The organism is Segatella hominis (genome assembly GCF_004535825.1).
In the GTDB taxonomy this organism is placed as follows: Bacteria; Bacteroidota; Bacteroidia; order Bacteroidales; family Bacteroidaceae; genus Prevotella; species Prevotella hominis.
In genome coordinates this window covers 1-25,726 of record NZ_SGVY01000036.1, presented here as the reverse complement: position 1 = coordinate 25,726, position 25,726 = coordinate 1, and the positions used below count along the sequence as shown (strand labels likewise).

At 44.3% G+C, this 25,726-nt stretch carries 25 protein-coding genes; 19 read left to right on the top strand and 6 right to left on the bottom strand.

Going from position 1 to position 25,726, the window contains the following annotated elements:
- Positions 1-24: 24 nt before the first annotated feature.
- A complete protein-coding gene (locus tag EXN75_RS12245) occupies positions 25-1,053 on the top strand; it encodes a virulence RhuM family protein (protein WP_134844042.1) in 1,029 nt (342 codons plus the stop codon).
- Positions 1,054-1,117: 64 nt separating this feature from the next.
- Here the strand turns inward: EXN75_RS12245 and EXN75_RS12240 are convergent, their stop codons facing one another.
- Together EXN75_RS12240 and EXN75_RS12235 are read right to left on the bottom strand one after the other, a co-directional pair.
- Positions 1,118-2,119, bottom strand: a complete 1,002-nt coding sequence (locus EXN75_RS12240; protein WP_134844041.1) for a DUF4435 domain-containing protein — start codon at positions 2,117-2,119, stop codon at positions 1,118-1,120.
- Between the two features lie 83 nt (positions 2,120-2,202).
- A complete protein-coding gene (locus tag EXN75_RS12235; RefSeq protein WP_118117946.1) occupies positions 2,203-3,021 on the bottom strand; it encodes an AAA family ATPase in 819 nt (272 codons plus the stop codon).
- Positions 3,022-3,140: 119 nt separating this feature from the next.
- Between EXN75_RS12235 and EXN75_RS12230 the strand changes: the two genes are divergently transcribed.
- Entirely contained in the window at positions 3,141-4,085 is a 945-nt protein-coding gene (locus EXN75_RS12230; RefSeq protein WP_118117948.1) for a DMT family transporter, read from the top strand.
- 141 nt (positions 4,086-4,226) lie between these two features.
- On the opposite strand, the gene EXN75_RS12225 is transcribed toward EXN75_RS12230, so the two are convergent.
- Positions 4,227-5,807 carry an L-lactate permease gene (locus EXN75_RS12225; protein WP_134844040.1) on the bottom strand — a complete coding sequence of 527 codons (1,581 nt, stop codon included), beginning with the start codon at positions 5,805-5,807 and terminating at the stop codon, positions 4,227-4,229.
- A 474-nt stretch (positions 5,808-6,281) separates the two neighbouring features.
- Between EXN75_RS12225 and EXN75_RS12220 the strand changes: the two genes are divergently transcribed.
- From EXN75_RS12220 to EXN75_RS12210, 3 genes are all read left to right on the top strand, one after another.
- Positions 6,282-7,577, top strand: a complete 1,296-nt coding sequence (locus EXN75_RS12220; RefSeq protein ID WP_006849406.1) for an O-acetylhomoserine aminocarboxypropyltransferase/cysteine synthase family protein — start codon at positions 6,282-6,284, stop codon at positions 7,575-7,577.
- 40 nt (positions 7,578-7,617) lie between these two features.
- On the top strand, positions 7,618-8,565 hold the full coding sequence (gene cysK / locus EXN75_RS12215; RefSeq protein WP_118117952.1) for a cysteine synthase A: 948 nt from the start codon (positions 7,618-7,620) through the stop codon (positions 8,563-8,565).
- A gap of 295 nt (positions 8,566-8,860) precedes the next feature.
- The gene (locus EXN75_RS12210; RefSeq protein WP_134844039.1) at positions 8,861-10,081 is read left to right on the top strand and encodes a serine/threonine-protein kinase; all 1,221 of its coding nucleotides are present in this window, start codon (positions 8,861-8,863) and stop codon (positions 10,079-10,081) included.
- On the opposite strand, the gene EXN75_RS12205 is transcribed toward EXN75_RS12210, so the two are convergent.
- Positions 10,066-10,620, bottom strand: a complete 555-nt coding sequence (locus tag EXN75_RS12205; protein WP_134844038.1) for a hypothetical protein — start codon at positions 10,618-10,620, stop codon at positions 10,066-10,068. The two genes, EXN75_RS12210 and EXN75_RS12205, sit on opposite strands and share 16 nt — an antisense overlap.
- Positions 10,621-11,081: 461 nt before the next feature.
- On the opposite strand from EXN75_RS12205, the gene EXN75_RS12200 reads away from it, so the two are divergent.
- The 14 genes from EXN75_RS12200 to EXN75_RS12135 all read left to right on the top strand — a co-directional run bounded on the left by EXN75_RS12200 (position 11,082) and on the right by EXN75_RS12135 (position 24,273).
- Positions 11,082-11,828 carry a uracil-DNA glycosylase family protein gene (locus EXN75_RS12200; RefSeq protein ID WP_167639514.1) on the top strand — a complete coding sequence of 249 codons (747 nt, stop codon included), beginning with the start codon at positions 11,082-11,084 and terminating at the stop codon, positions 11,826-11,828.
- 231 nt (positions 11,829-12,059) lie between these two features.
- Complete coding sequence (locus EXN75_RS12195) at positions 12,060-12,752, top strand: hypothetical protein (protein ID WP_134844036.1); 693 nt, start codon at positions 12,060-12,062, stop codon at positions 12,750-12,752.
- Between the two features lie 65 nt (positions 12,753-12,817).
- On the top strand, positions 12,818-13,546 hold the full coding sequence (locus EXN75_RS12190; protein ID WP_134844035.1) for a hypothetical protein: 729 nt from the start codon (positions 12,818-12,820) through the stop codon (positions 13,544-13,546).
- 109 nt (positions 13,547-13,655) lie between these two features.
- Positions 13,656-13,991 carry a TM2 domain-containing protein gene (locus EXN75_RS12185; RefSeq protein WP_134844034.1) on the top strand — a complete coding sequence of 112 codons (336 nt, stop codon included), beginning with the start codon at positions 13,656-13,658 and terminating at the stop codon, positions 13,989-13,991.
- Positions 13,992-14,052: 61 nt separating this feature from the next.
- The gene (locus EXN75_RS12180; protein ID WP_134844033.1) at positions 14,053-14,385 is read left to right on the top strand and encodes a TM2 domain-containing protein; all 333 of its coding nucleotides are present in this window, start codon (positions 14,053-14,055) and stop codon (positions 14,383-14,385) included.
- A 46-nt stretch (positions 14,386-14,431) separates the two neighbouring features.
- Positions 14,432-14,767 (top strand): DUF2752 domain-containing protein, encoded by a 336-nt coding sequence (locus EXN75_RS18680; protein WP_134844032.1) that lies wholly within the window; start codon positions 14,432-14,434, stop codon positions 14,765-14,767.
- 63 nt (positions 14,768-14,830) lie between these two features.
- Positions 14,831-15,676 (top strand): hypothetical protein, encoded by an 846-nt coding sequence (locus EXN75_RS12170; RefSeq protein WP_134844031.1) that lies wholly within the window; start codon positions 14,831-14,833, stop codon positions 15,674-15,676.
- Between the two features lie 7 nt (positions 15,677-15,683).
- A complete protein-coding gene (locus EXN75_RS12165; RefSeq protein ID WP_134844030.1) occupies positions 15,684-17,207 on the top strand; it encodes a hypothetical protein in 1,524 nt (507 codons plus the stop codon).
- A 13-nt stretch (positions 17,208-17,220) separates the two neighbouring features.
- On the top strand, positions 17,221-17,460 hold the full coding sequence (locus EXN75_RS12160) for a cytoplasmic protein (protein WP_167639513.1): 240 nt from the start codon (positions 17,221-17,223) through the stop codon (positions 17,458-17,460).
- A 275-nt stretch (positions 17,461-17,735) separates the two neighbouring features.
- Positions 17,736-18,071 carry a TM2 domain-containing protein gene (locus EXN75_RS12155; RefSeq protein WP_134844028.1) on the top strand — a complete coding sequence of 112 codons (336 nt, stop codon included), beginning with the start codon at positions 17,736-17,738 and terminating at the stop codon, positions 18,069-18,071.
- A gap of 100 nt (positions 18,072-18,171) precedes the next feature.
- A complete protein-coding gene (locus EXN75_RS12150; RefSeq protein WP_246031393.1) occupies positions 18,172-18,486 on the top strand; it encodes a TM2 domain-containing protein in 315 nt (104 codons plus the stop codon).
- A gap of 5 nt (positions 18,487-18,491) precedes the next feature.
- Positions 18,492-18,875, top strand: a complete 384-nt coding sequence (locus tag EXN75_RS12145; protein ID WP_134844026.1) for a DUF2752 domain-containing protein — start codon at positions 18,492-18,494, stop codon at positions 18,873-18,875.
- A gap of 515 nt (positions 18,876-19,390) precedes the next feature.
- Positions 19,391-20,686: an ATP-binding protein gene (locus EXN75_RS12140; protein ID WP_134844025.1), complete on the top strand. Its 1,296-nt coding sequence runs from the start codon at positions 19,391-19,393 to the stop codon at positions 20,684-20,686.
- A gap of 353 nt (positions 20,687-21,039) precedes the next feature.
- On the top strand, positions 21,040-24,273 hold the full coding sequence (locus EXN75_RS12135; RefSeq protein WP_134844024.1) for a S41 family peptidase: 3,234 nt from the start codon (positions 21,040-21,042) through the stop codon (positions 24,271-24,273).
- A 290-nt stretch (positions 24,274-24,563) separates the two neighbouring features.
- Here EXN75_RS12135 and EXN75_RS12130 read toward each other — a convergent pair whose 3' ends face one another.
- Positions 24,564-24,917: a DUF2023 family protein gene (locus EXN75_RS12130; protein ID WP_134844023.1), complete on the bottom strand. Its 354-nt coding sequence runs from the start codon at positions 24,915-24,917 to the stop codon at positions 24,564-24,566.
- Positions 24,918-24,940: 23 nt separating this feature from the next.
- Positions 24,941-25,435 (bottom strand): flavodoxin FldA, encoded by a 495-nt coding sequence (gene fldA, locus EXN75_RS12125; RefSeq protein WP_134844022.1) that lies wholly within the window; start codon positions 25,433-25,435, stop codon positions 24,941-24,943.
- Positions 25,436-25,726 lie beyond the last annotated feature (291 nt).

The following is a 25,726-nucleotide window of genomic DNA, read 5'->3' as shown; positions in this document are numbered from 1 at the left end:
TTGAAGAATAAAGGAGAAACGAACATGGACAAAGGACTATTTCTATTATATCAAACTCCCGATGGAGAATCAAAGATAGAGGTAAAGTTGCAAGACGATACCGTTTGGCTGTCACTCGACCAAATGGCAGAGCTTTTCCAACGCAACAAATCCACCATTTCCAGACACATTAAGAATGTGTTGGAAGAGGGAGAGTTAGATGAAAATATGGTAGTTGCAAAATTTGCAACTACCACAAAACATGGAGCTATAGAAGGTAAGACACAAGAACATCTTGTATCATATTACAACCTCGACATGATTATCAGCGTAGGCTATCGTGTTCATTCTTATCGCGGTGTACAATTCCGAATTTGGGCAACCAAGGTGCTAAAGGAGTATATCGTGAAGGGGTTTGCCTTAAACGACGACTTATTGAAACGTGCAGGCGGTGGTAACTATTTCGATGAACTTCTATCAAGAATTAGGGATATCCGTTCTAGTGAAAAGGTATTCTATCACAAGATACTGGAAATCTATGCGCTCAGTATCGACTATGACCCTCGTGTAGAAATGACCCAGAAGTTCTTCAAGACGGTACAAAACAAGATGCACTATTCTGTGCATGGGCATACTGCAGCAGAAATCATCTATGAACGTGCTGATGCCCAAAAAGATTTCATGGGACTCACCACTTGGTCAGGTGCTATGCCTACAAAGCCAGAAGCCGAGATTGCGAAGAATTATCTCACACAAGACGAGATAAAATCGCTGAATCGCATCGTGAGTCTCTATCTTGACTTTGCAGAAATGCAGGCAGAAGAGCATCGCCCTATGTACATGAAGGACTGGATTAACATACTAGACGACTTCCTCCGTATCTCTCGAAAAGACATACTTACCCATGCAGGTAAGATATCTGCAAAGTTGGCAAAGGAAAAGGCTGATACTGAATACGACAAATTCAAAGAACGAACAAAGAATGACCTTTCTCCTGTAGAAATTCACTTCTTAGAAAACTTTGAAAGAGAGCGGAAACGATTGTCCGATGACAGTGATAAAGCAGATAGCTAATACTTATAGCAAAAGAGTGAAGAATTCAATAGGCATTGCACATGAATTCTTTACCCTTCGTTCTTCACTCTTCACTCAAAAACTTCTCCACATCCGCCTGAATCTTCTGGAATTCCGGAGAGAACTGGTAGAAGGTGTTCTTCTTCATCATCATCTTCACTTTGCCCAAGCTGTTCTCATAGCAAGCCATTTCGGTGCGAGCCTGCTCGGAATGGATGGCACGGTCACGGATTTCATTCTCGCGGTCATTGCGCAGGGCATCACATACGCTCTGCACGATAGGACTCACCACCAGGTCGAAAAGATGATGACCCTGTATATATAAATAGGTATTGGTCTCAGTTACCCCAAGGTTGCGAAGATAAGTTTCCATCTCGGGAAGATAGGTCTTGTGCTTCGGGAAATGACGCTCCAGTTGGAAGAGCTTTGCCTTCACCTTCTTGGCGAGATAGTCTATCGCCCATTGAGGATCTCTGATTCGTACGGATGGCAGCACGATCACCTTGTCAAACTCAGCCATATCCAAATGCATCGACATCTTGCGAAAACGGATGTAGAAAAGCATGTGCCAAACGAAGAGGGGCCATATCGTACGGGAATAAGCTTCCAGGAAATGCTCGAAGTCGAAGATGCGATGGTCGTTAAGCGTCACCATCACGCAGGTTTCGTGCAGCCCCTTGGCATAGCACTGGTAGTTTTCAATGGCATAGGCATAGGTATGGAAGATGTATGGATTTTCGAGCATCATCTGCGAAGCCTCGGTTGTGCCCTGTCGGAGATAATCGTAGTCGGCATCCACGCAGGCTATCATATCCTTGCCCACTCCCTTGAGCATACTCGATACCGCAGCCTTCTTGCCACGGTCCAGATGCTGGTTGCGTGAAGGCAGCATGATGTCGAAATAGCGGGTTTCATCCTCAAACTTACCAAGTACAGACCGCCAAAAGAATACGTCATCATAGCTCTCGACGTAAGCCACTATCTTACGTCTCGCCTTCTTCGAGGTCATCCTGTTGGCAGCCTCGAAGTATAGGGAATTGATATTATCGGTTAAACGTTTAGCCATAATAGTCGTGTTTTCAAGTTTAGAGCGAAAACTTTTCCTTCACTCATCTGAATCTGAAATCTCTGAAATCATCTGAAAGAGATTCACTTGATGGTGATATCATTCACTTCGGTGACTTTATCCGTCCATCCATCCATGACCACGGCAGGACTGTGGGTAGTCATGATGATCTGGATGTTAGGGTTCAGTTGAAGCACCAGTCCGATGAGCTGCTTCTGCCATTCGAAGTGCAGACTGATTTCCGGTTCGTCCATGAAGAGCACATAAGGCTGATTGTCCTCCACCAGCACGGTGAGGAGGATGGCAAGTATCTGCTTTTCTCCGGCAGAGAGCTGGTAAGGCATGAGCTGTTCGCCTATCTGATCGAAGCGGATCTCGTTGGCTGTGCGCACGATGGTCTTGCCCGTATCCTTGAAGAGACTGTCCACTATATCCTGGAACATCCTCTTCGGTTCACTCAGTTTCTGTGCCTTGGCGGCTGCATCAGGATCACCACTCTGCAGCACGGCGATGATGCGATTGCCGATGTTCACTTGATAGTCGAGATACTTGCGCTGCAATTGGAACAGCTGCCAGTCAAGTTCAGTAACCAGCGTGAGGTCTATCTTGTTGATCATCTCGGCATTCATCAGCGGCCTATCCACCGAGCGAATCACATCGTAGCGTATCCACTTGGCTTCCTCAGGCTCCACCTTGAGATGCACCCCCTTGATCATGTGGCTCGGGAATTCCCCACCGGCAGCGAGGCCCTTCACCACCTTATTTAATATAGTACTCTTGCCCACGCCGTTTACACCACTCAGGATATTGACACGGCGGTCGAGGTTCCAAAGAATATGTTTGGTACCACTCCAGAGAGAGTCTATCTCAATCTGTTTGATATAATCAGCGTATTTCTGCATAAGAATATCTCCTATTTTTAAATTTTCTACCGCAAATATAGCAAAATTCCTTGAAAATTAGTACCTTTGCACCCGATTTTAACGATAAATATCGACTAATTTAATATAAATAAAGAAAAATGGATAACAAACGACCTCTCATCGCCCACCTGTGTCTTTTCTGCTCCGGTGCATTCTGGGGATTGATGGCTCCCGTAGGCAAGGATGCCATGCTCCACGGCATCGACGGCATCGACCTCGTGAGCTTCCGTGTATTGGGCGGTGCCATTCTCTTCTGGCTCGCTTCTCTCTTCACCAAGAAGGAGCACGTACCGGTAAAAGATATCTTCATGTTTGCTGCAGCAGGACTTTTCGCCCTCGTTTTCAACCAGTGTTCCTATACCATCGGACTAAATATGACCTCTCCGAGCAACTCCAGCATCATGACTACTTCGATGCCTATCTTTGCGATGATTCTCTCCTTCTTCATCCTGAAGGAACCTATCACCTGGAAGAAAGCGCTCGGTGTGCTGATGGGCTGTGCGGGTGCCTGCATCATCATCCTGACAAGTGCCACGGCGGGCAATGCGAAGGTGGGCAACATCTGGGGCGATCTGCTCTGTATGTCGGCTCAGCTCTCTTTTGCGCTCTACCTCTCGCTCTTCAAGAATCTGCTGTCGAAGTATTCCCTCTTCACCATCAACAAGTGGATGTTTCTCTGGGCCACGCTCTTCATCTGGCCATTCACCATCGGTCATGTATCAGCCATTCCATTCGCTGAAGTTCCGATGAGCACTTGGTGGGAGACGGGCTATGTGATATTCTTCGGCACCTTCGTGGCCTACATCTGCATGATGATCGGACAGAAAACGCTGCGCCCTACCGTGGTGAGTGTATATAATTATGTGCAGCCTTTGGTATCGGTGAGCGTGAGTGTCATCGTGGGTCTCGCCGTGTTCAAGGGTATGCAGGCGATAGCAGCCCTGCTCGTTTTCTCGGGTGTATGGCTCGTGGTGAAGAGCAAGTCAAAACATGATATCGACCGTCACGACCACAGTCTCGCTTACGAGAAAAGACATGCTTAAAAGACAGAAAGCTTATCATGTACGCAACACGCCCTGTAAGGGCAAAAGCTTTATAGATATCTAAATGTCAATTTATAAACAGAAACTGTCCCCATCTGAGATAACAGATGAGGACAGTTTTGTTTTATAAGGAAAAGAATATCAGCAACCGAAGTAAACCATCAGTCCGCCCAATACGATATACAACAGGGCGTATGGAATAGCCGAACGGAGAATCTCTCCATCCTTTCCCTCCATATCGCAGGCTGCAGTAGCGATGGCGATGCTCTGCGGACTGATCATCTTGCCACCCGTGGCTCCCGTGGTATTGGCAGCAACCAGCCAATTCTCCTGACCGCCCTCCATTCCAAAGAATGTGCTCAGCCCTGTCATACCCAACTGGTTGGCAACATGAGCCTGAAGCTTGGCAAAGAGGATATTCGAAGAGGTATCAGAACCCGTTACGAAAGTTCCGATGGCACCAATCATCGGAGCAACCAAAGGATAGAAATCACCCGTCACTGCCACCAATCCTGAGGCGATAGAAGTAATCATTCCCGAATAGTTCATCACACTCGCCAAGGCAATCAGCGAACAGATGGTCACCACTGTCTTGCGCAGATTCACCGTGGTACGGGCAAGAATCACCATCAATCGCTTGAGGCTTAATCCCTGTATCAATCCACCAATCGTAGCACCCAGAAAGAGCATCAGTCCCGCATTGGAAATCCAGCCAAACTTAAAGGTGCTATCGAGCACAGGCAGATGAACCGCACTCACCAGATGAGTCTTGAGGAAAGCATTGACCGGAGGACAGAGGGCTCCGGAAACCAGGATGAATATCAATATAAAAAGGTAAACACTCCATGCCTTCAGACTCTCGGCAAAAGTAAAAGTTTCATTATCCTGCACCTTGCTCTTTCTGGCAAACACCTTGGCGTATGCGATGATGGCAATAATGGCAGCCAACGAACCGATGATGGCTGGAGTCTCCGAACCGAGATAATAGCCACATACAAACTGCACTACCACGGAAATCACTCCCACCCAGAGAGCGATGATGAGATTCTTGATAAGATTGTGCTTATCGGTAAGCGTCAGGATGATGAAAGGCAGGATGATAAAGAGAGGTGCCAGCTGGATGATGGCGAAGGCCGAAGTCTCGCAAATCTGAGCCACCGAAGCCGATCCGCTTTCAGCCACCTCGTTACAGAGCGTAGTAACCGGTACGCCCACGGCACCAAATCCCGTAGCCACGGTATTACCGATTAAGGAAACCAGAGCCGAGAACATCGGTTTGAAGCCGAGTCCGATGAGGATAGCGGCAGGTATCGCCACCGCCGTTCCGAAACCCGCCATACCTTCGAGCAGTCCGCCGAAGCCCCATACGAGGAGCAGCACGAGCAGTCCCTTATCATCGGTAATCGATGTAAACTGTTTCTTGATCACCTCAATCTGCTTGCTTTCCACAAGGATATTATAGCTATAAATAGCCATCAGGATGATGATGAGAATCGGGAACACCGCCTTCAGGATGCCTTCCACCACCGCCCATCCCGTCAGGGCGACAACACTATCCTCCGCATGTTCCGGAGCTATCATGCCCAGCGGCGAAGCTGCGAAGAGAGCAAGCAACACGGTAACCACGAGCGTCAGCAAGGCGCTCTTATGACCTGCCATCTTGAAGCCGAGCATCAAGACGAACAGCAACACGATGGGAATAATAGAAACTATTGATGCCATAAGTCATTCAGTTTTTAATGTTTTCGATTGTAAGATTTTATATGTATGCCTGCAAAAATAATAATTTTCTTCGAAAAAGAAAGCATTTTTCGGATTTTTTTTAAAGATGTCCGATTTTATAATTTCATACGTCTATAGAGTGTAAAGGTTTTGAAAATGCCAAATTCGGGAATAAAAAATGGCTAAATTACGGAAAAATAATCGGCCAAATTAAGTAATTTTACCCCTTTTTTAGCCGAAAATCGCCCAAATACCACAAACGTGGTAGCAGGAATACTACTCATGTGCGATTTCTAAACTCAGAAAATCGCCGTACCTTTGCAACGTCAATCAGAACAAACAGTATGATGACTTTCAGACAGGCATCAGAATGTCTTTCAGAGAGAACATCAATCTGATTTCTGGGCGACATATTTATATAAATGAATAAGGACATATTGACGTAAAATTTTAAAAAAAGAAAGGACATAGATTATGAGTACAGAAAAGAAACTTCGCTTTGAGACACTTCAGTTGCATGTAGGTCAGGAAAATCCAGATCCAGCTACCGACGCTCGTGCGGTGCCTATCTACCAGACCACAAGTTACGTGTTCCGCAACTCTCAGCACGCTGCCGATCGCTTCGGTCTCCGTGACGCAGGTAACATCTATGGTCGCTTGACCAACTCTACACAGGGCGTATTCGAAGACCGTGTAGCTGCCCTCGAAGGTGGTGTAGCCGGTTTGGCAGTTGCTTCTGGTGCAGCCGCAGTAACCTACGCTCTGCAGAACATCCTTCAGAATGGCGACCACATCGTAGCTGCCGACAACATCTATGGTGGTACTTATAACCTCATCACTCATACATTATCTACACAGGGTGTAAGCTACACCATCGTAGATCCTCGCAACTTCGAGCAGGTAGAGGCAGCCATTCAGGACAATACCAAAGCTCTCTATGCAGAGACCTTCGGAAATCCAAACTCAGATGTAACCGATATCGATAAGTTGGCAGAGATTGCTCATCGCCACAACATCCCATTGATTATCGATAACACCTTCGGCACTCCATACCTCATCCGTCCTATCGAGCACGGTGCTGACATCGTGGTTCATTCAGCTACCAAGTTTATCGGCGGTCATGGTTCATCTCTCGGTGGTGTCATCGTAGATGGCGGTAAGTTCGACTGGAAGGCAAATGCCGACAAGTTCCCTACTCTCGCCAAGCCAGATCCATCTTATCACGGTGCAGTCTTCGCAGATGTAGCCGGAGCAGCAGCCTTCGTAACCCGTATCCGTGCGGTCATCCTTCGTGATACTGGTGCTACCATCTCTCCATTCAACGCCTGGATTCTTCTTCAGGGCTTGGAGACATTGAGCCTCCGTGTAGAGCGCCACGTACAGAATGCCTTGAAGGTGGTAGAGTATCTGGAGAACAATCCTAAGGTGGCTAAGGTTAATCACCCAGCCGTTCCTTCTCATCCAGACCATGAGCTTTACAAGAAGCTCTTCCCTAACGGCGGTGGTTCTATCTTCACCTTCGATATCAAGGGCGGCGAGAAAGAAGCATGGGAGTTCATCGACCACCTGCGCATCTTCTCTTTGCTGGCTAACGTAGCCGATGTGAAGTCACTGGTTATCCACCCAGCAACCACCACCCACTCTCAGTTGAGTCCAGAGGAGTTGGAGGAGCAGCACATCTATCCTTCTACCGTTCGCCTGAGCATCGGTATCGAGAATATCGACGACTTGATTGAGGCACTCGACGAGGCATTCACGTATGTAAAGTAGCGAGTAGTGAATTATTAATGATTAAAATTAGAGTACAGTTATGGCAAAGATATATAAGCAGATTACTGATTTAATCGGTAAGACCCCATTAGTAGAATTGGGAAAATATTCAGCATCCAAGGGTTTGGAGACTCCTGTAATTGCTAAGGTAGAATTCTTCAATCCAGGCGGAAGCGTAAAAGACCGCGTAGCCCTCGCCATGATCGAGGATGCAGAGCAGAAGGGACTCCTCAAACCGGGAGCTACCATCATCGAACCTACCAGTGGCAATACAGGTGTTGGATTGGCTTTGGTATCAGCCGTGAAAGGCTACCACCTCATCCTCACCATGCCTGAGACGATGAGTATCGAGCGCAGAAACTTGGTGAAGGCTTACGGCGCACAGGTGAAATTGACCAGCGGCAAAGACGGTATGCCGGGTGCCATCAAGGCTGCCGAGGAGTTGAGAGATTCCATCCCTGGTTCTGTGATTTTAGGACAGTTCACCAACCCTGCCAACCCTGCCAAGCACTATGCTACAACGGGTCCAGAGATCTGGGCTGATACTGATGGCGAGATTGATATCTTCGTAGCCGGTGTAGGAACCGGTGGAACCATTTCGGGTATCGCCAAGTATCTGAAGGAGCAGAATCCTAACGTGAAGGTGATTGCCGTAGAGCCTGCCACATCGCCTGTATTGAACGGCGGACAGAGCGGTCCTCACAAAATTCAGGGCATCGGAGCTGGTTTCATTCCAGAGACTTACTCTTCTGAATACATTGATGAGGTATTGGACATTCAGAACGATGATGCCATCAAGGCAGGTCGTGACTTGGCTCAGACCGAGGGTTTGCTGGTAGGAATCTCATCAGGAGCCGCCGCCTTTGCAGCCACTGAGATTGCGAAGCGTCCTGAGAACAAGGGCAAGAAGATCGTAGCCCTCTTGCCAGATACTGGTGAACGATATTTGAGTACTGTACTCTATGCTTTCGAGGAGTATCCTTTGTAAATCGCCTCTCATTCGCTGAGATGCAGAAACGCAGAGAAGATTTCCATAAAGAAAGCGAAATCATTATAATTCCCCCAACCTGCTTTTCGCTATAGCGGGTTGGGGGTTATTGTATTATATAGAGCGGAAAATCGAACTGTAATCGTAATCAGTAATCATCCCACAAGCCTACGATATCTGAAGCAGAATCACTATAGAAATAGATTACTATTTCAAAAAAAAATCTCCCTAAAGAGAATTTTCTCGAAACTTTTAGCTAACTTTGCAACCGAATTATCAAACCAATCTGCATAACATGGATTCATATTCTGGAATCATCATAGAAGAAAGCAGGAGGTCTGAGCAATTTTCAGACTTTACTCCCATACCTTGCAAAGGATTCAACCTTCTTTGCAAGGCAAAGCGCTATGGCAGATGGTGGGTACTCAAGGGATTGAAGGAGCCATATCGCCAAGACGAAAACTACAAGAACCTGCTGCACAAAGAGTTCGATATCCTCATATCCCTGCAGCATCCCTACATCGTATCAGCCTACAGCATGGAAGAAATACCAGAAATGGGTACCTGTATCGTGATGGAATGGATAGATGGTATCACGCTGGAACACTGGAGTGGCAAGAAGACTGAGGGAGAAGGCATCTTCCTCCAGCTGCTTGATGCAGTGCATTACATCCATGCCAAGCAGATAGTACACAGAGACTTAAAACCTTCCAATATCATTATTACCCATAACGGCAATCATGTAAAACTCATCGATTTCGGGCTTTCAGATACCGATGACTTTGCCATCCTCAAACAACCAGCCGGCACACCGGGCTACATCTCTCCAGAACAGATCATCTCCCGACAGGCAGACATCCGCAACGACATCTTCAGCATCGGCTGCATCCTGGAAAAAATACTTCCAGGCAAGCCCTATACAGCAATCATCAAGCGTTGCAAGGCTCCCATAGCCCAGCGATATGCCAATGTAGATGAACTCAAAGCCGATTTCATGGCTCACAGAAACAGGCATCTATCCGTTATCAAGCGTATCGCAATCGCAGCTTTTGTCTTTATCATCTTATTAGGTTTCATCAGTTATCCTTTACTGTATCAGCAGGAAAAGAGCATTAGCATCACCCCGGCACATCACGAAGCCAAGAAGGATACAGTCATCCGCCAGCAAGCGGGTGATGCAGCCCCACTCTCTGAAAGCAAACATTCCCAGCAGCCAGCAGCTGCTGAGCCATCTTCTGCATCCCATTTACAAAGCGCCGAACTCATATCCAAGGGAAAGAAGACTATCGACAAGATGTGGAAGGAATCCGGCATAGACACCATCCAGTCTGTTGTGAAAAAGAGCGAGGCATTCAATCAGTTTGTCGATAAGAGTAATGAATTCATCACAACGACTTATCCGCAGACATTCTCTAAAGACATCGCCGGCAAGGCAGATATCATCTATGAGCTATCCTCCTATACCGCTGAGAGATATGTGAAGCCCACCTTGTCAAGATTTCAATCTTCTAAGTAATGCTCCACGATGATGCCGTTCTTCTTACCTATAGCGTAAGTAACCGGTTTATCAACTCCATGTTTCCAGGCATGAAGATAAGCAGGCTCATGATTGATGAAATGATGGCACTCGAAGGTATCATCTTTCGTCAATCTGGTATTTTCAGATGACAGAACTCTGAAACTTCCGTTTCCCTGATACCTGATGATACAGGTTCTGTCGGGCAGCCAGGAAAGTTTGAGCATCTGTCCCTCATAAAGATCATCACAAGAGATTTCCTTGCCCATAACCATCTGGCTCTGCCGTTCTCCCGTTCCTTGCGACAATCCAAACTCCTCAAAGTCCGCATAACCGAGAAAATTCGCCAGGACATTCTTGGTAAACTTGCTGGCAGAAACCCCTTCGCTCACGTATCCCCAGAATCGACGCAACGTAGAAGCACTCACCCTTTGCTGGGTACGTTCCTCCACCTTTTCGCTCAACCATACGAAGTCGCGAGGCACAACCATCTTACGCCCCGCCATCTTTTCTATCATTTCACGTAATATCTGTTCCATGCTGCAAAGATAGTAAAACAAATCCAACCAATAAGATATTTCCACAAAAAAAGCCTCATATTTCGAACTTGGAATAGAATGGAACGCTGAAAAAGCAAAAAAATCAGCTATTTTTGCAAAAAATCAGCTCACGATGAACGACATTAAAAAAAATATGGTATATTTGCAGTGCTGTTCTAAACAAACAGCAGACATGTTAAGGAAACAACCATGCTTGGTTCGTACTGAGAATCTGGACAATTCATTGTACACAAGAACGAAGACAGAAGTTGTTCACCCAATCGTATATTATTGTATCCATTCCGCTTCGGCGGGAAGGGTATCAACATATACCCATTGGTGTGAGCTGATTTTCATTCTTTGTGTACAGGTAGTCCAGAACCTTCAGAACAGAATGAAATTGGTTCGCACCTTTTTTTGTGCCTTAGAATGAAATAACCAAAAAGTAAATGATAAACATCATGGAAAGAACTAACATTTATATTTCAGATACCGACGAACAGGTAATGCAAAAAGTATTATCCAGCATCAGCAGTGTTATCTTCAGTGAGAAGAAATACGATGATATTCTTCTGAAAAGATACCAGGAAATGAAAGAACAATGTAATTGGGAATATCCTGACGGTCCGTCAGATAATGGATGTGCCGTTAAATATATTGATGCCCCAAAAGATTACCAAGACTATAACATCTTGGGATTTGACATACCGACACTTATACAAACAGACCATGACAAGCCAATCTCAAATATTGTCATGGTAGTAAGCCAAGACCCAAGACGCACAGAACGCTATAAAGGAAAGTTATCTTTATCCTCTCCTTTTGGCTTTCATGACAAAAGCTATCGTACCAATACTCGCAAGGGATTCATGACACCAGTCATACTTCAGGCTCTCGAAGCAGCTCCAGGAACTGCAATTTATATGACTGATTGCAACAAACTGTTTACAAAAGACAAGAGAGGCATTCTGAAAACTGACACTCATAAATATCAAGAAATTCTCCAGAAAGAGATAGAATTGATAAAGCCAAGTTGCATCATTGCTCACGGAAGAACTGCTAACGCAATTCTTAGCAAAATAGGTGCTTCTATAAACTGTAAACCCATTTATGTTCCTTACATTGGGAATTCCTACATGAAAAAAGAGGATCGAGAAAAGGCAATAACTGCTTTTGTCGATGTATTCAAAAATAAGAACAATAAATAATTCACAAGGATATGAAAAAAATCTTTTATCATTATGCTCTTCTTTGCGATAGCATCGGGAGCTATAGAATAAAATGAAATTAATCTCGACAAGATATTCACGAAAGATAATCTGACTGAATTGCCACAATTCACTGGCGATAAAACTTGCATTCATCACATTTGCAATGGGAGGTTGATGATTATGGATTACTTTTAAAAACAATATTATTAATTTTAAATATCATTAATTATGAAAAAGATTCCTGTTTTTTTTGCATTCATGCTGACATTGCTATTCTCTGCATGTTCTTCTTCAATGTTCGACAAACTGGTAGAGGCATACGAAAGTTCGACCAAAGAACTCGCTTCTGCATCCAGCAACGACGACTGTGACAGAATACATGACGAGCTGATGGAAAAGTTGTACAAGATTTCACAGGACTATCCTGATTGGGAAGAGATCATCCAAAAAGAGGGTGAAGACAGCGAAAATGTCAAAAAGGTCACCAAGGCATACGAAGCTTGGAACAATACCCTAGAAAGTGCCACCACCGACAACCATTACATGTTTATGACATACTGCAACATCCCTAATGCCATCGAGCAAATTACCGGAAAGGGGGCGTCGAAGAAGACCGAGGAGACCAAAGAAAGTGAAGACACCTCTAACGACTTCTCTTCGTCATCTTCAGACACCGACATCGACGAGATGCTCGACTCCTACGAGGAATATGTCAACAAACTCTCTGACTTCTATGCTAAGTTGAAGGACATGGAACCAGGTTCTGAAGAGTACATGTCTACTCTCGGCGAAGCACAGGAGCAGGAAGGCAGCTATCAGGATTTGCTCGAAAAATGCAAGGATGCCAAAGGCAACTTTACCAGTGAGCAATTGCAACGCTATGTCGAGATTACCAAAAAGTTGACCGAGGCAATGAAATAATATCCGACTATAGGAATATTACGACATTACCCATTCATACAACATCTCACATCAATACATAAGATATGAAAAAACTTTTATATTTATCCATGCTGGCCATAACTATTTTGACCAGCTGTAACTCTAAAGAAAAAGAGGACAAGGCCTTTGCCCGAGTATCAACCTCGAACAATCCTCAGGAGATGAGAGCTTACCTTGACAATTACTTCGAGGAGGCATCTCCAGAACACCTTGTCAAGATTCGCAAGAACTTAAGAGTATGGGTAGACGATTCTACCGCCTATGCCAATATCTGCAAGACCAAAGACCTTGCCACCAAGATTTCTTTGGAGAATGAATACATGGAAAAGTTCAAGGATGGCGGCAACCATAAAACGGAGATAAGCAATATGCTTGCCAAGGACAAAAAGGCCGAGGAAGAGTTAGAGCTCAAAGAGCAGAAAGCACAAGAAGAGTTGGAGCTACAAGCAGAAAGACAAGCCAAATACAAAGAATTTAAAGACAATGTCGTCGACTATATCTTTAATTTTGGTAATAATGAAACTGTTAGTGTAGCTTGGGTATTTAGTGCTCCCGATGTTAATGGCTGCGGAAAAGGTGTATTTATTAATAACTTTAATGGTCTAAAAGAAAAGTTCACCTACAAACTTGCCGACAATGGAGACTTGCAAGTCAAAAGCAAGAGTGGATCCGCCAGCATCACTTTCTTGAATGACGGATTGTATCGCGGAGATGATTATTTTAAGAGAATATACGCTCCTAGTTATTACAAAGGCTGTAAGAAATACTTATAAAAGACATAGTATATTAACAGCGTTATAAACAAGACATTTAGTAAAATTCGCACTTGCTTGTTGTATTTGCGAAAATAAAAACAAATTATATTTTCAACATTTAAAGACTATGGAAAAAGAAAAGATTAACCAGTTCATCATGGTAAATGGAAAATATTTCCCTGAAATGATGATTGAAGATGTAAAAAAGAAGCTTGAGTCACTTGACGAGAGCAAAGAGAGCATGCTGATGGCTACTGAATGGAAAAATTCTACTGTTGCCTTCCTATTCGCTTTCTTCCTTGGCGGTTTGGGTGTCGACCGTTTTTGGCTTGGCGAAACAGGTCTAGGTGTTGTTAAACTCATTACTTGTGCAGGAGCTGGAATTTGGGGACTTATCGATTTGTTTACAGTAATGAACCGTGCAAAGATGTACAATTACAACAAATTGATGATGTATTTTTAAACATTAGATTTGAGGAAGAGCAAAATAAGCTCTTCCTCAAAAAACGAAAAGCAAGACAACAATGAATGACAAAATCAATATGCTATTAATGACATATAGCAAGTATTTTCCTGATGAAAGTATGATGATGATCCGGGATAAATTCGAAACTATGGATGAATCCAAGACATCTATGCTGTATACATTAGGCTTAAAAGATCCAACTATGGCATTAATACTTTCCATTGTTGCTGGCGGATTAGGAATTGACAGATTTTATATCGGTGACACAGGTCTTGGAATAGCAAAACTGCTTACTTGTGGAGGTTGTGGAATCTGGACGATTATAGATTACTTTTTAATCATGAAAGTAGCAAAGGAGAAGAACTTAGAAAAATTTATAACAGTCATGTAATGACCAGGCAAGAAGCTTTACACTATTGGGAGTTTATATATTAGGTATGGTGTGGATGAAACTAAACTACACTTATGATATAAGTTTGGTACTATGCCCTACTAAAATTCTCTTTGGTATTCCTTGTCCTGGTTGTGGAATGACTAGATCTGTAAAGCTTTGTCTTGAAGGTGAGTTATTGGCAGCAGTACGGATGAATCCTAATATCATACTTGTTTGGATTATTCTTCCCATTGCTCCTTTCATCTTAATCACACAATTAGCAACAAAGAAAGATTATCTTTCAAGGATAAATGCCTGTTTAGATAAGAAGGTTTACCTCGTCATAATCCTAATCGCTGAAGGAAGCATATGGATATATAACATTGTCCGGCATATATAAGCGGATTTGACTGCATACTGCTTTATAAATATCGAATATAATAAAATTAAAAACTGAAAGATTATGAAAATCAAGAGTTTATTTATCATTGCTTGTGCAATGATGTTTACATTGTCCTTGTCAGCACAGACAAGAAAAGGTACTACAACCAAGAGACCAACTACTGCGTCAAAAAGACCTGCACAGCAGACTGCTTCTAAGCCGATATTGGTGGACTTAGGTTTGCCAAGCGGTACAAAATGGGCTGATAGAAATATTGGTGCAACAAGCGTTACTTCTGTTGGTGGCTATTATTCGTATGGTGAAACTGCAACCAAACAGATTTATACGTCAGATACATACACATTCAAGTCTGACATTACAAATATTGCAGGAACAGAGTATGATGTTGCAACAAAAAAATATGGCAAGGGATGGAGCATTCCTACCGCCGAACAGTGGAAAGAACTGTTTGAGAGCTGTACCCTTGACTATATGGTAATCAACAAACTATATGTTGCGAAATTTACAGGACCAAATGGCAAATCCATTTATCTTTACTTCCCGCCTAATGATATATATGCTAGGATTGGTAACATGGAATTATCTAAACAAGTTTCGGCTAGACTTATGTCAGTTATAACAGAAAATGAGACTTTCGTTAATTTGTCACAACTTGCCCAATATAATGGAATAACCGTAAAAGCGACGGAGGCTCTATATAGAACTGCCAACAAGGAATCCAATGCTCAGATATTAGCAATAATATCCGTTGAAAAAAACGGAAAGGTTAATCCGTCCCTAAAAAACGCAACCGTTCAGAATAGTGATCAAGCGATCGTTGGCCTTCTAGTGCGTCCAGTTTTTAATAGTCCGAAAACAGAAAGTACTGAGGATACAGAACAAGATGAAATAGAACTACCAGAATAAAAACAATATGAAAAGAATACATTATAATATCCTAATAATCTGTTTTGCGCTTTTTAGTTGTATGACTATAAAAGCGCAGAACGCTTCTTCTGTCAAGTCTGCCAAGACTGCTGAGCTCAATGCTTTGCTGAAAACAAAGAAATGGACAATCTCTGATATTGCGGGATTTATTCCATATGACATCTCAATGGTTGACGCATCTTTCAATACATGGCTTAAGAGCAAAGAAATAGTTTTCTACAAGGAAGTCAACGGCCAGAAGAAATTGGTTCTTCCTGAAGAAGTAGACAATGATCTGAAGGCAGACTATAAAGACAAACTTGGAGTGGAAACTCCTGCCAATTACTTTTCAGAATGGAAGAACTTTTTTGCAAAACGTTGTTATGCTCACGGTACTGCAGAATATGTTCTGGCTAAATATCAAAACAAGGAGATAACTCTAAAGGAATGTATAGATAAGCTGAAGAATGCAGAAGACCCAAAGAGTTATGTGTCTTATATGAAAAGTTTTGTCTTCTATGCTATGCAGCAAGAGCCTACAGCATGGGATGATCTTAATGGAGCATTGAAGGACGTTATTGCTAAAAATAAGAAGACCGGTACTTGTCTTGCTTTCATGCTTTGCAGAACCAATAGTAACCCTAAGCAATGGGTGTCAATTATCAAACAAGTTCCCAAACCTTCAAAATTCTATAATGGTAGTGGCGATGATTCGTTTAGAGAAGATGCCACCATTATGACCTCTGCATTGGATAAAATTGAGCCTATAAATTACAAGGATGAATATGGAGGTTGCCTTTCTGGTATAAATCTTTATTTAGACGGAAGAGTTATTATGCGCCGCACTAATGCAAATATCCCTATAGCCACTCTTTATTCTGTACAAGAAGAGACGGATTGTCTGTCTGCATATAAAGATCAGGGGTATACGTTCCTATATAATCCAAATGGAGAAAATCTTTATGGATTTTTACAGGAAAAAGGAGGATGCTATCTGAAGTTAAAACCAGTAAAACCTACGCTATGGAGTGCAAATACAAAACGTTTGTCCAGTGAGCAGTTCGAATTAGTGGCTGGTTATAAGCTCAATAGTGCAGGAGATGTTATTGGAGAGTCGTATATAGGAATGTCAAAGCAGCAATTATCTGAAGAACTCAAAAAGCCTCTCATGGGTTATGAAGATCTAGTCAGTCTTGGTGCTCAGGCTTCTGAGTATAAGAGACAAGAAGAGATAAACAAGGCTGACAATGAGTATATGTATAAGGAGGTAACTCAGCTCAGAAAGAAATATGGAGACAAACCTGTAGATGCGATGATAAAAATAGAGCCTTATGTTGGAATGCCAGAAGGAATCTTGAATGATTATATTGGTACAATAAAAGGTATCAAAGTAAAATTGTTTGAAAGAGTGTATCATTCAGTATGGAACAAATACCAGCTCTGTGGATTGTTACGCAGCTTGGGTAACAATATTACTGTTTGGTGTCTTAACGGAATGGTTGAGCATGTTTATCACGACGGAAGATTATAAAAAAGTGAGTTCTTTGACATTTTCAGATAGTATTAAGGATTGTAAAAACTATGAACAGATTGAGAAGTCAGAAAAGTGCGGTTGCTTCAGCTGTTGCGAAATCTTCTCGCCATCCGAAATCACGGATTACCTCCCTGATGAGCCGCCAACAGCCGAATGTCCCTTCTGCCATATCGACTCCGTAATAGGTGATGCCTCCGGCTTCCCTATCACCAAGGATTTCTTGAAGAAAATGAAGAAGAGATGGTTCTAGGCATAATAAGGAAAGCCACTAAGGTCGTTGATAAGTTAGCACATACTTTAGGCTCTACTCGTTACCTATTATATAATAAGGTGTAACAAAGGTTACACTACAAATGGAATAAACGGAATGGTCTAAAAAAAGGGAAAAATAACTTTTTTGAAAAAAAATCGACATAGAATTAGGATATATTCATTTATTTTATTATATTTGCAGTGTTAGAAAGTAAAAGTAAATATACATAATAGATTTTAACATTCTTAACTTAATAACAAAATTTAAAGATTATGGAAAAAGAAAAAATTGATCAGTTCATGATGGCGAATGCCAAGTTCTTTCCTCCTATGATGGTAGGTCAGATCAAGGATAAATTAGCCACACTCGGCGAGGACAAAGAGACCATGTTGATGTCAACAGACTGGAAAAATCCTACAGTCGGATTCCTTTTCGCTTTCTTCTTGGGAGGTTTCGGAGCCGATCGTTTCTGGTTGGGCGATACAGGATTAGCAGTTGTCAAACTCATCACTTGTGGTGCAGGCGGCATTTGGTCACTCATCGACCTGTTCACCGTAGGTAAGAGAACACGTGAATACAACTATAAAAAGTTTATGACGTATTTTTAAACAAGTCATTTGAGGAAGAGCCTTCTGGTTCTTCCTCGTTCATCATCAATACAATATCATTATCCTATAGAAATATATCACTATGAGCGAACAAACCAACATGCTATTAATGACATATAGCAAATACTTTCCAGAAGAAAGCATCATGATGCTCAAGCAGAAATTCGACCAGATGGACGAATCGAAGAAATCATTGATGTATTCTCTCCAGTTCAAAGACCCTGTCACAACACTCATCCTGTCACTGTTGGTGGGTAGCTTAGGTATTGACCGTTTCTACATTGGCGACACAGGACTCGGAATAGCCAAGTTGCTGACATGCGGCGGATGCGGCATCTGGACCATCGTCGATTATTTCCTGATCATGAAGAGAACCAAGGAAAAGAACTTCGAGAAATTGATGTCTCTCATCTAAACCTAATGGGCAAACGAGAAACGATTATATTGTCGGCGCTTTACCTATTGGGCATCGCATGGATGTTTATCTACACCCACTACAAGGTAAATATTCTCCTATGCCCCACCAAATGGGCATTGGGAATACCTTGTCCTGGATGCGGGATGACAAGGGCCTTGAGCCTTTTGCTCAAGGGCGACATGGTGGCTGCCGTCACCATGAATCCCAACATCGTGATAGCCTTAGTCGGCATTGTCTTAGCCCCTTTCCTGCTTTTCAGCCAATGGTTTACCAATAGGGATTATATGGGGAGAATCAACTCTTTACTAAATCGCAAGCAGTTTCTTATCCCCTTCTGCACATTCGAAATCATGATATGGGCATACAACATCATGCGCCATATCTAAATATTCATAGGGGCAGTAGGCCTTCGTGGAACAATCTCATCCTCCTCATCTGGAGCAGGAAATCAATCTTTCCATAATCCGTATCTTAAAATCACATTTTATGAGGGAATAATCTATCCTTTCATCACATTTCATGAGGGAATCTAATCATGTTTCCACACATTTTATGAGGGAACGCCCCACTTTTAACTAAATTTAAAGTACATCTTACAAGGTGCTATCACAATGCATCTATCCCCTTACCCTGCATCATAAGGACTGATTCATATTCTAAATAACGAAGGTGAACCAGCGGAAAATCGAACTGTAATCGTAATCAGTAATCAACTCACGCCAGTGAAATGACGAAGGGGTAGAAAAGGGCAAAAGCGCTTTATCACAAAAACACAAAGTAAAGTGCCACAAAAATACAAAGTAAAATAGCGTTAAAATACAAAGTAAAACGCCACAAAAATGCAAAATCGCTTGTAGAATCCATTATTTATCATTATCTTTGCAAACAAAAAGCACTGAATATGAAGTATTTAGACAGAATAGCAGACAGAATGCTCCTGCTTCGTCTGGAAGCCTTTGGAGCAGTGCAGATTGTAGGTCCTAAATGGTGCGGCAAAACCACTACGGCCATGCAGCAGTCAAAAAGTGTAATCAAGATGCAAGACCCAGATAAGCGTGAAGGTTATCTGGCGACGGCACGCACCAAACCCTCCTTGCTGCTCAGAGGTGAAACACCACGACTGATAGACGAATGGCAGGTAGCACCGGTATTGTGGGATGCCGTTCGAAATACCGTAGATGAGCGAAATCTGAAAGGCCAATTTATCTTAACCGGTTCTACTGTCGTTGAAGACCATAACGGAGAAATCATGCATACGGGTACAGGGCGTATCTCCAAAATGCCCATGTATCCCATGAGCCTTTATGAGTCAAAAGAATCAACAGGCTCCATATCTTTACGTTCATTGTTTGATGACCCTTCTTACGATATTGATGGATTGCAGTCAGACATGAGTGTGGAGCAACTGATTTATGCCGCTTGCCGAGGCGGTTGGCCAGCATCATTGGACGTCACTTTGCAGGAGGCACAATTGCTGATAGCACAGGATTATGTAAATGTGATTTGCAATGAAGACATATCAAGGGTGGATGGAGTAAGGAGACAGCCTGCATTAGCACGACTCATCATGCGTTCTTATGCCCGAAACATCTGCACCCTTGTCAAGAAATCCAAGATGTTGGCAGATATCACAGTAGAAATGGAGAAAACATCGATGCCCACGTTTGATGATTATCTTTCTGCATTGCAAAGACTGTTTGTCATAGAAGATGTGGAGGCATGGTGTCCGGCTATCCGTTCTGCCGCCGCTATCCGTTCGGGAGCCAAGCGTTGTTTTGTAGATCCTTCCATAGCAGTTGCGGCCTTGGGTATGTCGCCAAGAAGTTTGGAATTAGACCTTCGAACCTTTGGTTTCATATTCGAGTGTATGTGCATTCGCGATTTGAAGGTATATTCGCAAGCCTTGGGTGGCAGAGTCTCTTACTATCACGACCGCTATGGCCTGGAGGCAGATATTGTACTTCATCTTGCGGATGGCCGTTATGCCTTGATAGAATGCAAGTTGGGTAGTCGGGAGATTGACGATGGCGCCAAGCATCTTCTGCAACTACGTAATCTGATTCGTGAGAAAAACAAGGTCGAACATCAGATGCCGCTCAGAGAACCAGACCTGCTGATTGTCATGACTGGGGGCGAAATGGCTTATACAAGAGAAGATGGAGTAAAGGTTATTCCTTTAGCTACATTAAAGAACTGAAGCGATACCGCCGCCCTAACTATCTGTTTTTATATCGTTAAGGCGGTGCTATCGCAATGCATCCTATCCCCCTTACCCCTGCATCCTAATGACTGATTCTTGTTTTAAATGACGAAGATGAACCTGCGGAAAATCGAACTGTAATCGTAATCAGTAATCAGAACTCCCCGTCAATGCAATAACTGGAGAAGTGGGATGGCAAGAAATGAGAATACAGAAAAAGGAAAGGTAAAGAATAAACATCCGATGAAAAAAAGTAACATCCGTGCTTAAAAATAAAAATAATATTTGGTGATTTCACATAAAAGCTATAACTTTGCAACAATAATTTATTAGAAAGTGACTTTGTGATAATGAAAAAACTATTCCTTAGTGCTGCTTTTCTGGCAGCATCGCTCGCATCCCAGGCACAGCAAGCCCCATTGTGGATGCGCTACCCTGCCATCTCGCCTGATGGCAAAACCATCGTTTTCTCCTACAAGGGAGACATCTACAGCGTTCCTGCCACGGGCGGAGAAGCCAGACAGCTCACCACAAATGCTGCTCACGACTCCTACCCCATCTGGAGCCCTGACGGCAAGAAAATAGCCTTCGCTTCCAACCGCGAGGGAAGTTTCGACGTATATGTGATGTCTGCACACGGAGGCGCACCTACACGCATCACCACCAACAGTGAGCGCGAAATTCCTGTTGCCTTCAAGGACAACGACCACGTGCTCTTCTCTGCCAACATCATGCCTACCGCTGAGAGCAACCTCTTTGCCAGCCGGGAATTCTCGCAGGTTTACGAGGTAAGCACACAGGGCGGAAGACCGAAACTCTACTCCGTCATCCCGATGGAAGACATCAGCATCAACGCCAAGGGACAGGTGCTCTACCACGACTCCAAGGGATATGAAGACCAGTGGCGCAAGCATCATACTTCGCCTATCACTCGCGACATCTGGATGCTCGACAACGGGAAATACCAGAAGATAACTGCCTTCAAGGGCGAAGACCGCACGCCTGTATGGGCTGCCGACGGTGAGAGCTTCTACTACCTGAGCGAGCAGGCGGGATCCTTCAACATCTATCATCGCAACATCGCTACCGGCAAGGACGTTCAGCTCACCCATGAGAAGAAGAATCCTATCCGATTCCTCACCTCCTCTGCCGACGGACTCCTCTGCTACGGCTACGACGGCGAAATCTACACCGTGAAAGAGGGAGCACAGCCACAGAAGGTGAACATCTCCATCACCGCCGACAATGATGAGCCAAGTCTCGTACGCCAGGTGCGCAGTTGGGGAGCCACAGAGATAGCCCTCTCGCCAGACGCCAAGGAAGTGGCTTTCGTGATGCACGGCGATGTATATGTGACATCCACCGAATACAAGACCACCAAGCGCATCACCGACACGCCGCAGCAGGAGCGCAACGTGAGTTTCTCGCCAGACGGCAGAAGTCTCGTCTATGCCTCTGAGCGCAACGGAGTATGGCAGATATATCAGGCTAAGATCAAGAACGAAAAGGAGAAGAACTTCACCTACTGCACGGATGTGGAGGAGGAGCAGCTCACCAAGACCAATATGACCTCGCAATATCCAGCCTACAGCCCGGACGGCAAGGAAGTGGCCTTCTATGAAGACCGTGCCACCCTGCGCATCATCAATCTGAAGACCAAGGATGTGCGCACCGTGCTCGATGGCAAGTACAACTACTCCTACTCCGATGGCGACATCTGGTTTGAGTGGAGTCCAGACAGCAAGTGGCTCCTCTGCAGCTACATTGGCAACGGCGGATGGAACAATACCGATATCGCACTGGTGAAAGCCGACGGCAAGGAGATGCACAACCTGACCAACAGTGGATATAGCGACGGCAACGGCAAGTGGGTGCTCGGCGGAAAGGCGATGCTTTTCGAAAGCGACCGTGCCGGTTATCGCAGTCATGGTTCATGGGGCGCAGAAAGCGATGCTTATCTCATGTTCTTCGACCTCGATGCCTACGACCGCTTCCGCATGAGCAAGGAGGAACTCGAACTCGCTGAGGCCAACAAGGACGAGAAGGAGAAGAAGGCCGACGAGAAGGAGGAGAAGAAGAAGGAAGACAAGAAAAAGAAAGAGGAGAAGACTGGCAAAATAGAGGTGGACAAGGTGAAACCGCTCGAACTGGACATCGACAACTGCCGCGACCGCATCGTACGACTCACCGTCAACTCATCCCACATGGGTGATGCCATCCTCGATACCAAGGGCGAGAAGATCTACTATCAGGCTTCTTTCGAAAGCGACTACGACCTGTGGTGCCACGACCTGAAGGAGAACAAGACCTCGCTGATGATGAAGGGCATCGGACAGGGCGGATTCGTAGCCGACAAGGATGTGAAGAACCTCTATCTCTGCAACGGCAGCAATATCAAGAAGGTGGAACTCGGTTCGAGATCTACCAAGAATATCGACTTCGAGGCTCCGTTCAACTACAAGCCAGCCGAGGAGCGTCAGTATCTCTTCGACCACGTATGGAGACAGGTGGCAGACAAGTTCTACGACCCTAAGATGCAGGGCGTGGACTGGGAGTACTATCGCAAGGTGTATGAGAAGTACTTACCTTATATTAATAATAACTTCGACTTCGCTGAGATGTTGAGCGAGATGCTAGGCGAGCTGAATGCCAGCCATACCGGTTGCCGTTATTATGCCAGCGGAGCCACCCTCTCTACCGCAGCATTGGGCGTATTCCTCGACCCATCCTATGAGGGCGACGGACTGAAGATCAAGGAGATTATCAAGCGCGGTCCTTTTGCCGTGAAGAAGAACGAGGTGACTCCGGGCAGCATCATCGAGAAGATAGACGGCACCGACATCAAGGCAGGCGAGGACTACAATGCGCTGCTCGACGGAAAGGCTGGCAAGAACATCCGCCTCACCATCAAGAACACCAAGGGCAAGCGCTTCGACCTCACCATCAAGGCCATCTCGCAGGGTGCTCAGCAGGAGCTGCTCTACAAGCGATGGGTGGATAGAAACCGTGCCATCGTGGACAGTGTTTCGCACGGCAGAATAGCCTATGTACATGTGAAGGCAATGAACAGCGAGAGTTTCCGCACCGTGTATAGTGAACTGTTGAGCGAGAAGAACCGCACCAAGGATGCCGTCATCGTGGATGAGCGTCACAATGGTGGCGGCTGGTTGCACGACGACCTCTGCACCCTGCTCAGCGGCAAGCAGTATCAGGAGTTTGTGCCTCACGGTAAGGTGGTGGGCAAGGATCCATTCAACAAGTGGACCAAGCCATCTTGCGTATTGATTTGCGAGGACGACTATAGCAACGGGCATGGTTTCCCATGGGTATATAAGGAGTTGGGCATCGGCAAGCTGATTGGTGCGCCTGTGGCTGGTACGATGACTGCCGTATGGTGGGAGACCTTGATGGACCGCAGTCTGGTATTCGGTATTCCTCAGGTAGGTTGCCGTGACATGCGTGGCACCTTCGGCGAGAATACCACTCTCCAGCCAGACATCGAGGTATATAATTCTCCAGAGGATTACATCACCGGCCATGATACCCAGCTTATCAGAGCCGTAGAGGAAATGATGAAGAAGTAAGGAAGAGGAACTTCTTCCGTCGGAAAAAGTACTAAAAAGAGGAATTATTCCGTTAAAATAGAAGGTAAAAACAGAAATTATTCCGTTAAAACAAGGGGTAAAAACAGGAATTATTCCGAAGAATATAATTCAAAAGAGCGTGGTCGCCAATCGGGCAATCACGCTCTTTTATTTCATTATTAACATAAAACATTATAACATATGAAGACTCTCCCATCAAAGAGCCATCTCCTTGAAGAATCAAGAGGGAGAACATCCCCATGATATTGAGAGAGAAATCCTTATCTAATTTAGCAAACTTTCTTCTTACGCTCGCAAAAGCGCTCGCACTGCGCACAAATATCATATCCCAACATCGCCCCAAGGATGAAATCCTCCTCAGGCGTAAGCTGGCACAATGGTTTGGTGACAATCATACGGATAGCATCCAGACATTCACGCTTGCCAAAGAAGAGATTCAAACGGTCGTTACCAACCGGCTGAATGATATAATCAATGTTCTGACGCTCTAATCTTGTTATGGCAAAAGACTCATATTTCTTGTTGAAGGTATATAACACCAGACGGCGCACGCCCTTCTTATATTCATATATATGATTCATCAGAACCTTCAGATCTACTGGTGTTGCGATTTCCTGCTGCATACTATCCGATTTTATATGATTAATTAAAGCGCTGGTTTGATAGCCTCAATCCAGGCATCGATGCGCTCCTCGGTCTTATCATCCTCGTTCACATCATCGAGAGCGAGTCCCAGGAACTTGTCTCCCTCCACAGCCTCACTATCTTCAAAGGTATATCCGTCTGTAGAAACACCAGGCAGTACAGTAGCACCTGCCTCCACAGCAGCATCATAGAGTTCCTTCATACCGCCGCAGAAAGTGTCAGAATATGACTCGCTGTCTCCACAACCGAAGAGAGCCACAGTCTTGCCAGCCAATCCAGCACTCTTAAGCGTCTTCACGCCGTCATACCAGTCATCCTGCATCTCGCCTGCACCCCATGTAGAAGTACCGAGAAGGAGATTCTCGTGACTTGCGATAGTAGCCTCATCGATGTTAGCTACATCTACAGTTTCCACGCCCAACTTAGAGGCGATGGTTTCGGCAATCGACTGGCATGAGCCAGTAGAAGAGCCATAAATTACGATAGTTGTTTTCATTTGTCCTTAATCTCTTTTAGTTACATTTATTTTCGGCTGCAAAGATACAGCCTTTTCTCTTTATCTGCAATACCTAAAAATGATGGTTTCGGGAAAATACCTAGATATGGGGATAGAAGAATAGTTTTAGGATGGTTTATCCTAAAAAATAGTATCTTCGCAGCAAATATATAACTAAAGTTTCCCACCCCAAAATAGTAGGGTAAAAATAACAGTTTCTCGATAAAAAGTTGTATCTTTGTAATCGCTAAAGAACAAAAAAACAACGATTTAAAGAGTAACTGTTATGAA

What these genes read in the sequence shown, in the direction of transcription:
- EXN75_RS12210 (WP_134844039.1), top strand. Translation starts at nt 8,861, where the DNA reads ATGGATTCATATTCTGGAATCATCATAGAAGAAAGCAGGAGGTCTGAG.
- EXN75_RS12180 (WP_134844033.1), top strand. Translation starts at nt 14,053, where the DNA reads ATGAATGACAAAATCAATATGCTATTAATGACATATAGCAAGTATTTT.
- EXN75_RS12190 (WP_134844035.1), top strand. Translation starts at nt 12,818, where the DNA reads ATGAAAAAACTTTTATATTTATCCATGCTGGCCATAACTATTTTGACC.
- EXN75_RS12185 (WP_134844034.1), top strand. Translation starts at nt 13,656, where the DNA reads ATGGAAAAAGAAAAGATTAACCAGTTCATCATGGTAAATGGAAAATAT.
- EXN75_RS18680 (WP_134844032.1), top strand. Translation starts at nt 14,432, where the DNA reads ATGGTGTGGATGAAACTAAACTACACTTATGATATAAGTTTGGTACTA.
- EXN75_RS12240 (WP_134844041.1), bottom strand. Translation starts at nt 2,119, where the DNA reads ATGGCTAAACGTTTAACCGATAATATCAATTCCCTATACTTCGAGGCT.
- EXN75_RS12145 (WP_134844026.1), top strand. Translation starts at nt 18,492, where the DNA reads ATGGGCAAACGAGAAACGATTATATTGTCGGCGCTTTACCTATTGGGC.
- EXN75_RS12170 (WP_134844031.1), top strand. Translation starts at nt 14,831, where the DNA reads ATGAAAATCAAGAGTTTATTTATCATTGCTTGTGCAATGATGTTTACA.
- EXN75_RS12165 (WP_134844030.1), top strand. Translation starts at nt 15,684, where the DNA reads ATGAAAAGAATACATTATAATATCCTAATAATCTGTTTTGCGCTTTTT.
- fldA (WP_134844022.1), bottom strand. Translation starts at nt 25,435, where the DNA reads ATGAAAACAACTATCGTAATTTATGGCTCTTCTACTGGCTCATGCCAG.
- EXN75_RS12205 (WP_134844038.1), bottom strand. Translation starts at nt 10,620, where the DNA reads ATGGAACAGATATTACGTGAAATGATAGAAAAGATGGCGGGGCGTAAG.
- EXN75_RS12230 (WP_118117948.1), top strand. Translation starts at nt 3,141, where the DNA reads ATGGATAACAAACGACCTCTCATCGCCCACCTGTGTCTTTTCTGCTCC.
- EXN75_RS12245 (WP_134844042.1), top strand. Translation starts at nt 25, where the DNA reads ATGGACAAAGGACTATTTCTATTATATCAAACTCCCGATGGAGAATCA.
- cysK (WP_118117952.1), top strand. Translation starts at nt 7,618, where the DNA reads ATGGCAAAGATATATAAGCAGATTACTGATTTAATCGGTAAGACCCCA.
- EXN75_RS12200 (WP_167639514.1), top strand. Translation starts at nt 11,082, where the DNA reads ATGGAAAGAACTAACATTTATATTTCAGATACCGACGAACAGGTAATG.
- EXN75_RS12140 (WP_134844025.1), top strand. Translation starts at nt 19,391, where the DNA reads ATGAAGTATTTAGACAGAATAGCAGACAGAATGCTCCTGCTTCGTCTG.
- EXN75_RS12155 (WP_134844028.1), top strand. Translation starts at nt 17,736, where the DNA reads ATGGAAAAAGAAAAAATTGATCAGTTCATGATGGCGAATGCCAAGTTC.
- EXN75_RS12130 (WP_134844023.1), bottom strand. Translation starts at nt 24,917, where the DNA reads ATGCAGCAGGAAATCGCAACACCAGTAGATCTGAAGGTTCTGATGAAT.
- EXN75_RS12235 (WP_118117946.1), bottom strand. Translation starts at nt 3,021, where the DNA reads ATGCAGAAATACGCTGATTATATCAAACAGATTGAGATAGACTCTCTC.
- EXN75_RS12225 (WP_134844040.1), bottom strand. Translation starts at nt 5,807, where the DNA reads ATGGCATCAATAGTTTCTATTATTCCCATCGTGTTGCTGTTCGTCTTG.
- EXN75_RS12150 (WP_246031393.1), top strand. Translation starts at nt 18,172, where the DNA reads ATGCTATTAATGACATATAGCAAATACTTTCCAGAAGAAAGCATCATG.
- EXN75_RS12195 (WP_134844036.1), top strand. Translation starts at nt 12,060, where the DNA reads ATGAAAAAGATTCCTGTTTTTTTTGCATTCATGCTGACATTGCTATTC.
- EXN75_RS12220 (WP_006849406.1), top strand. Translation starts at nt 6,282, where the DNA reads ATGAGTACAGAAAAGAAACTTCGCTTTGAGACACTTCAGTTGCATGTA.
- EXN75_RS12135 (WP_134844024.1), top strand. Translation starts at nt 21,040, where the DNA reads ATGAAAAAACTATTCCTTAGTGCTGCTTTTCTGGCAGCATCGCTCGCA.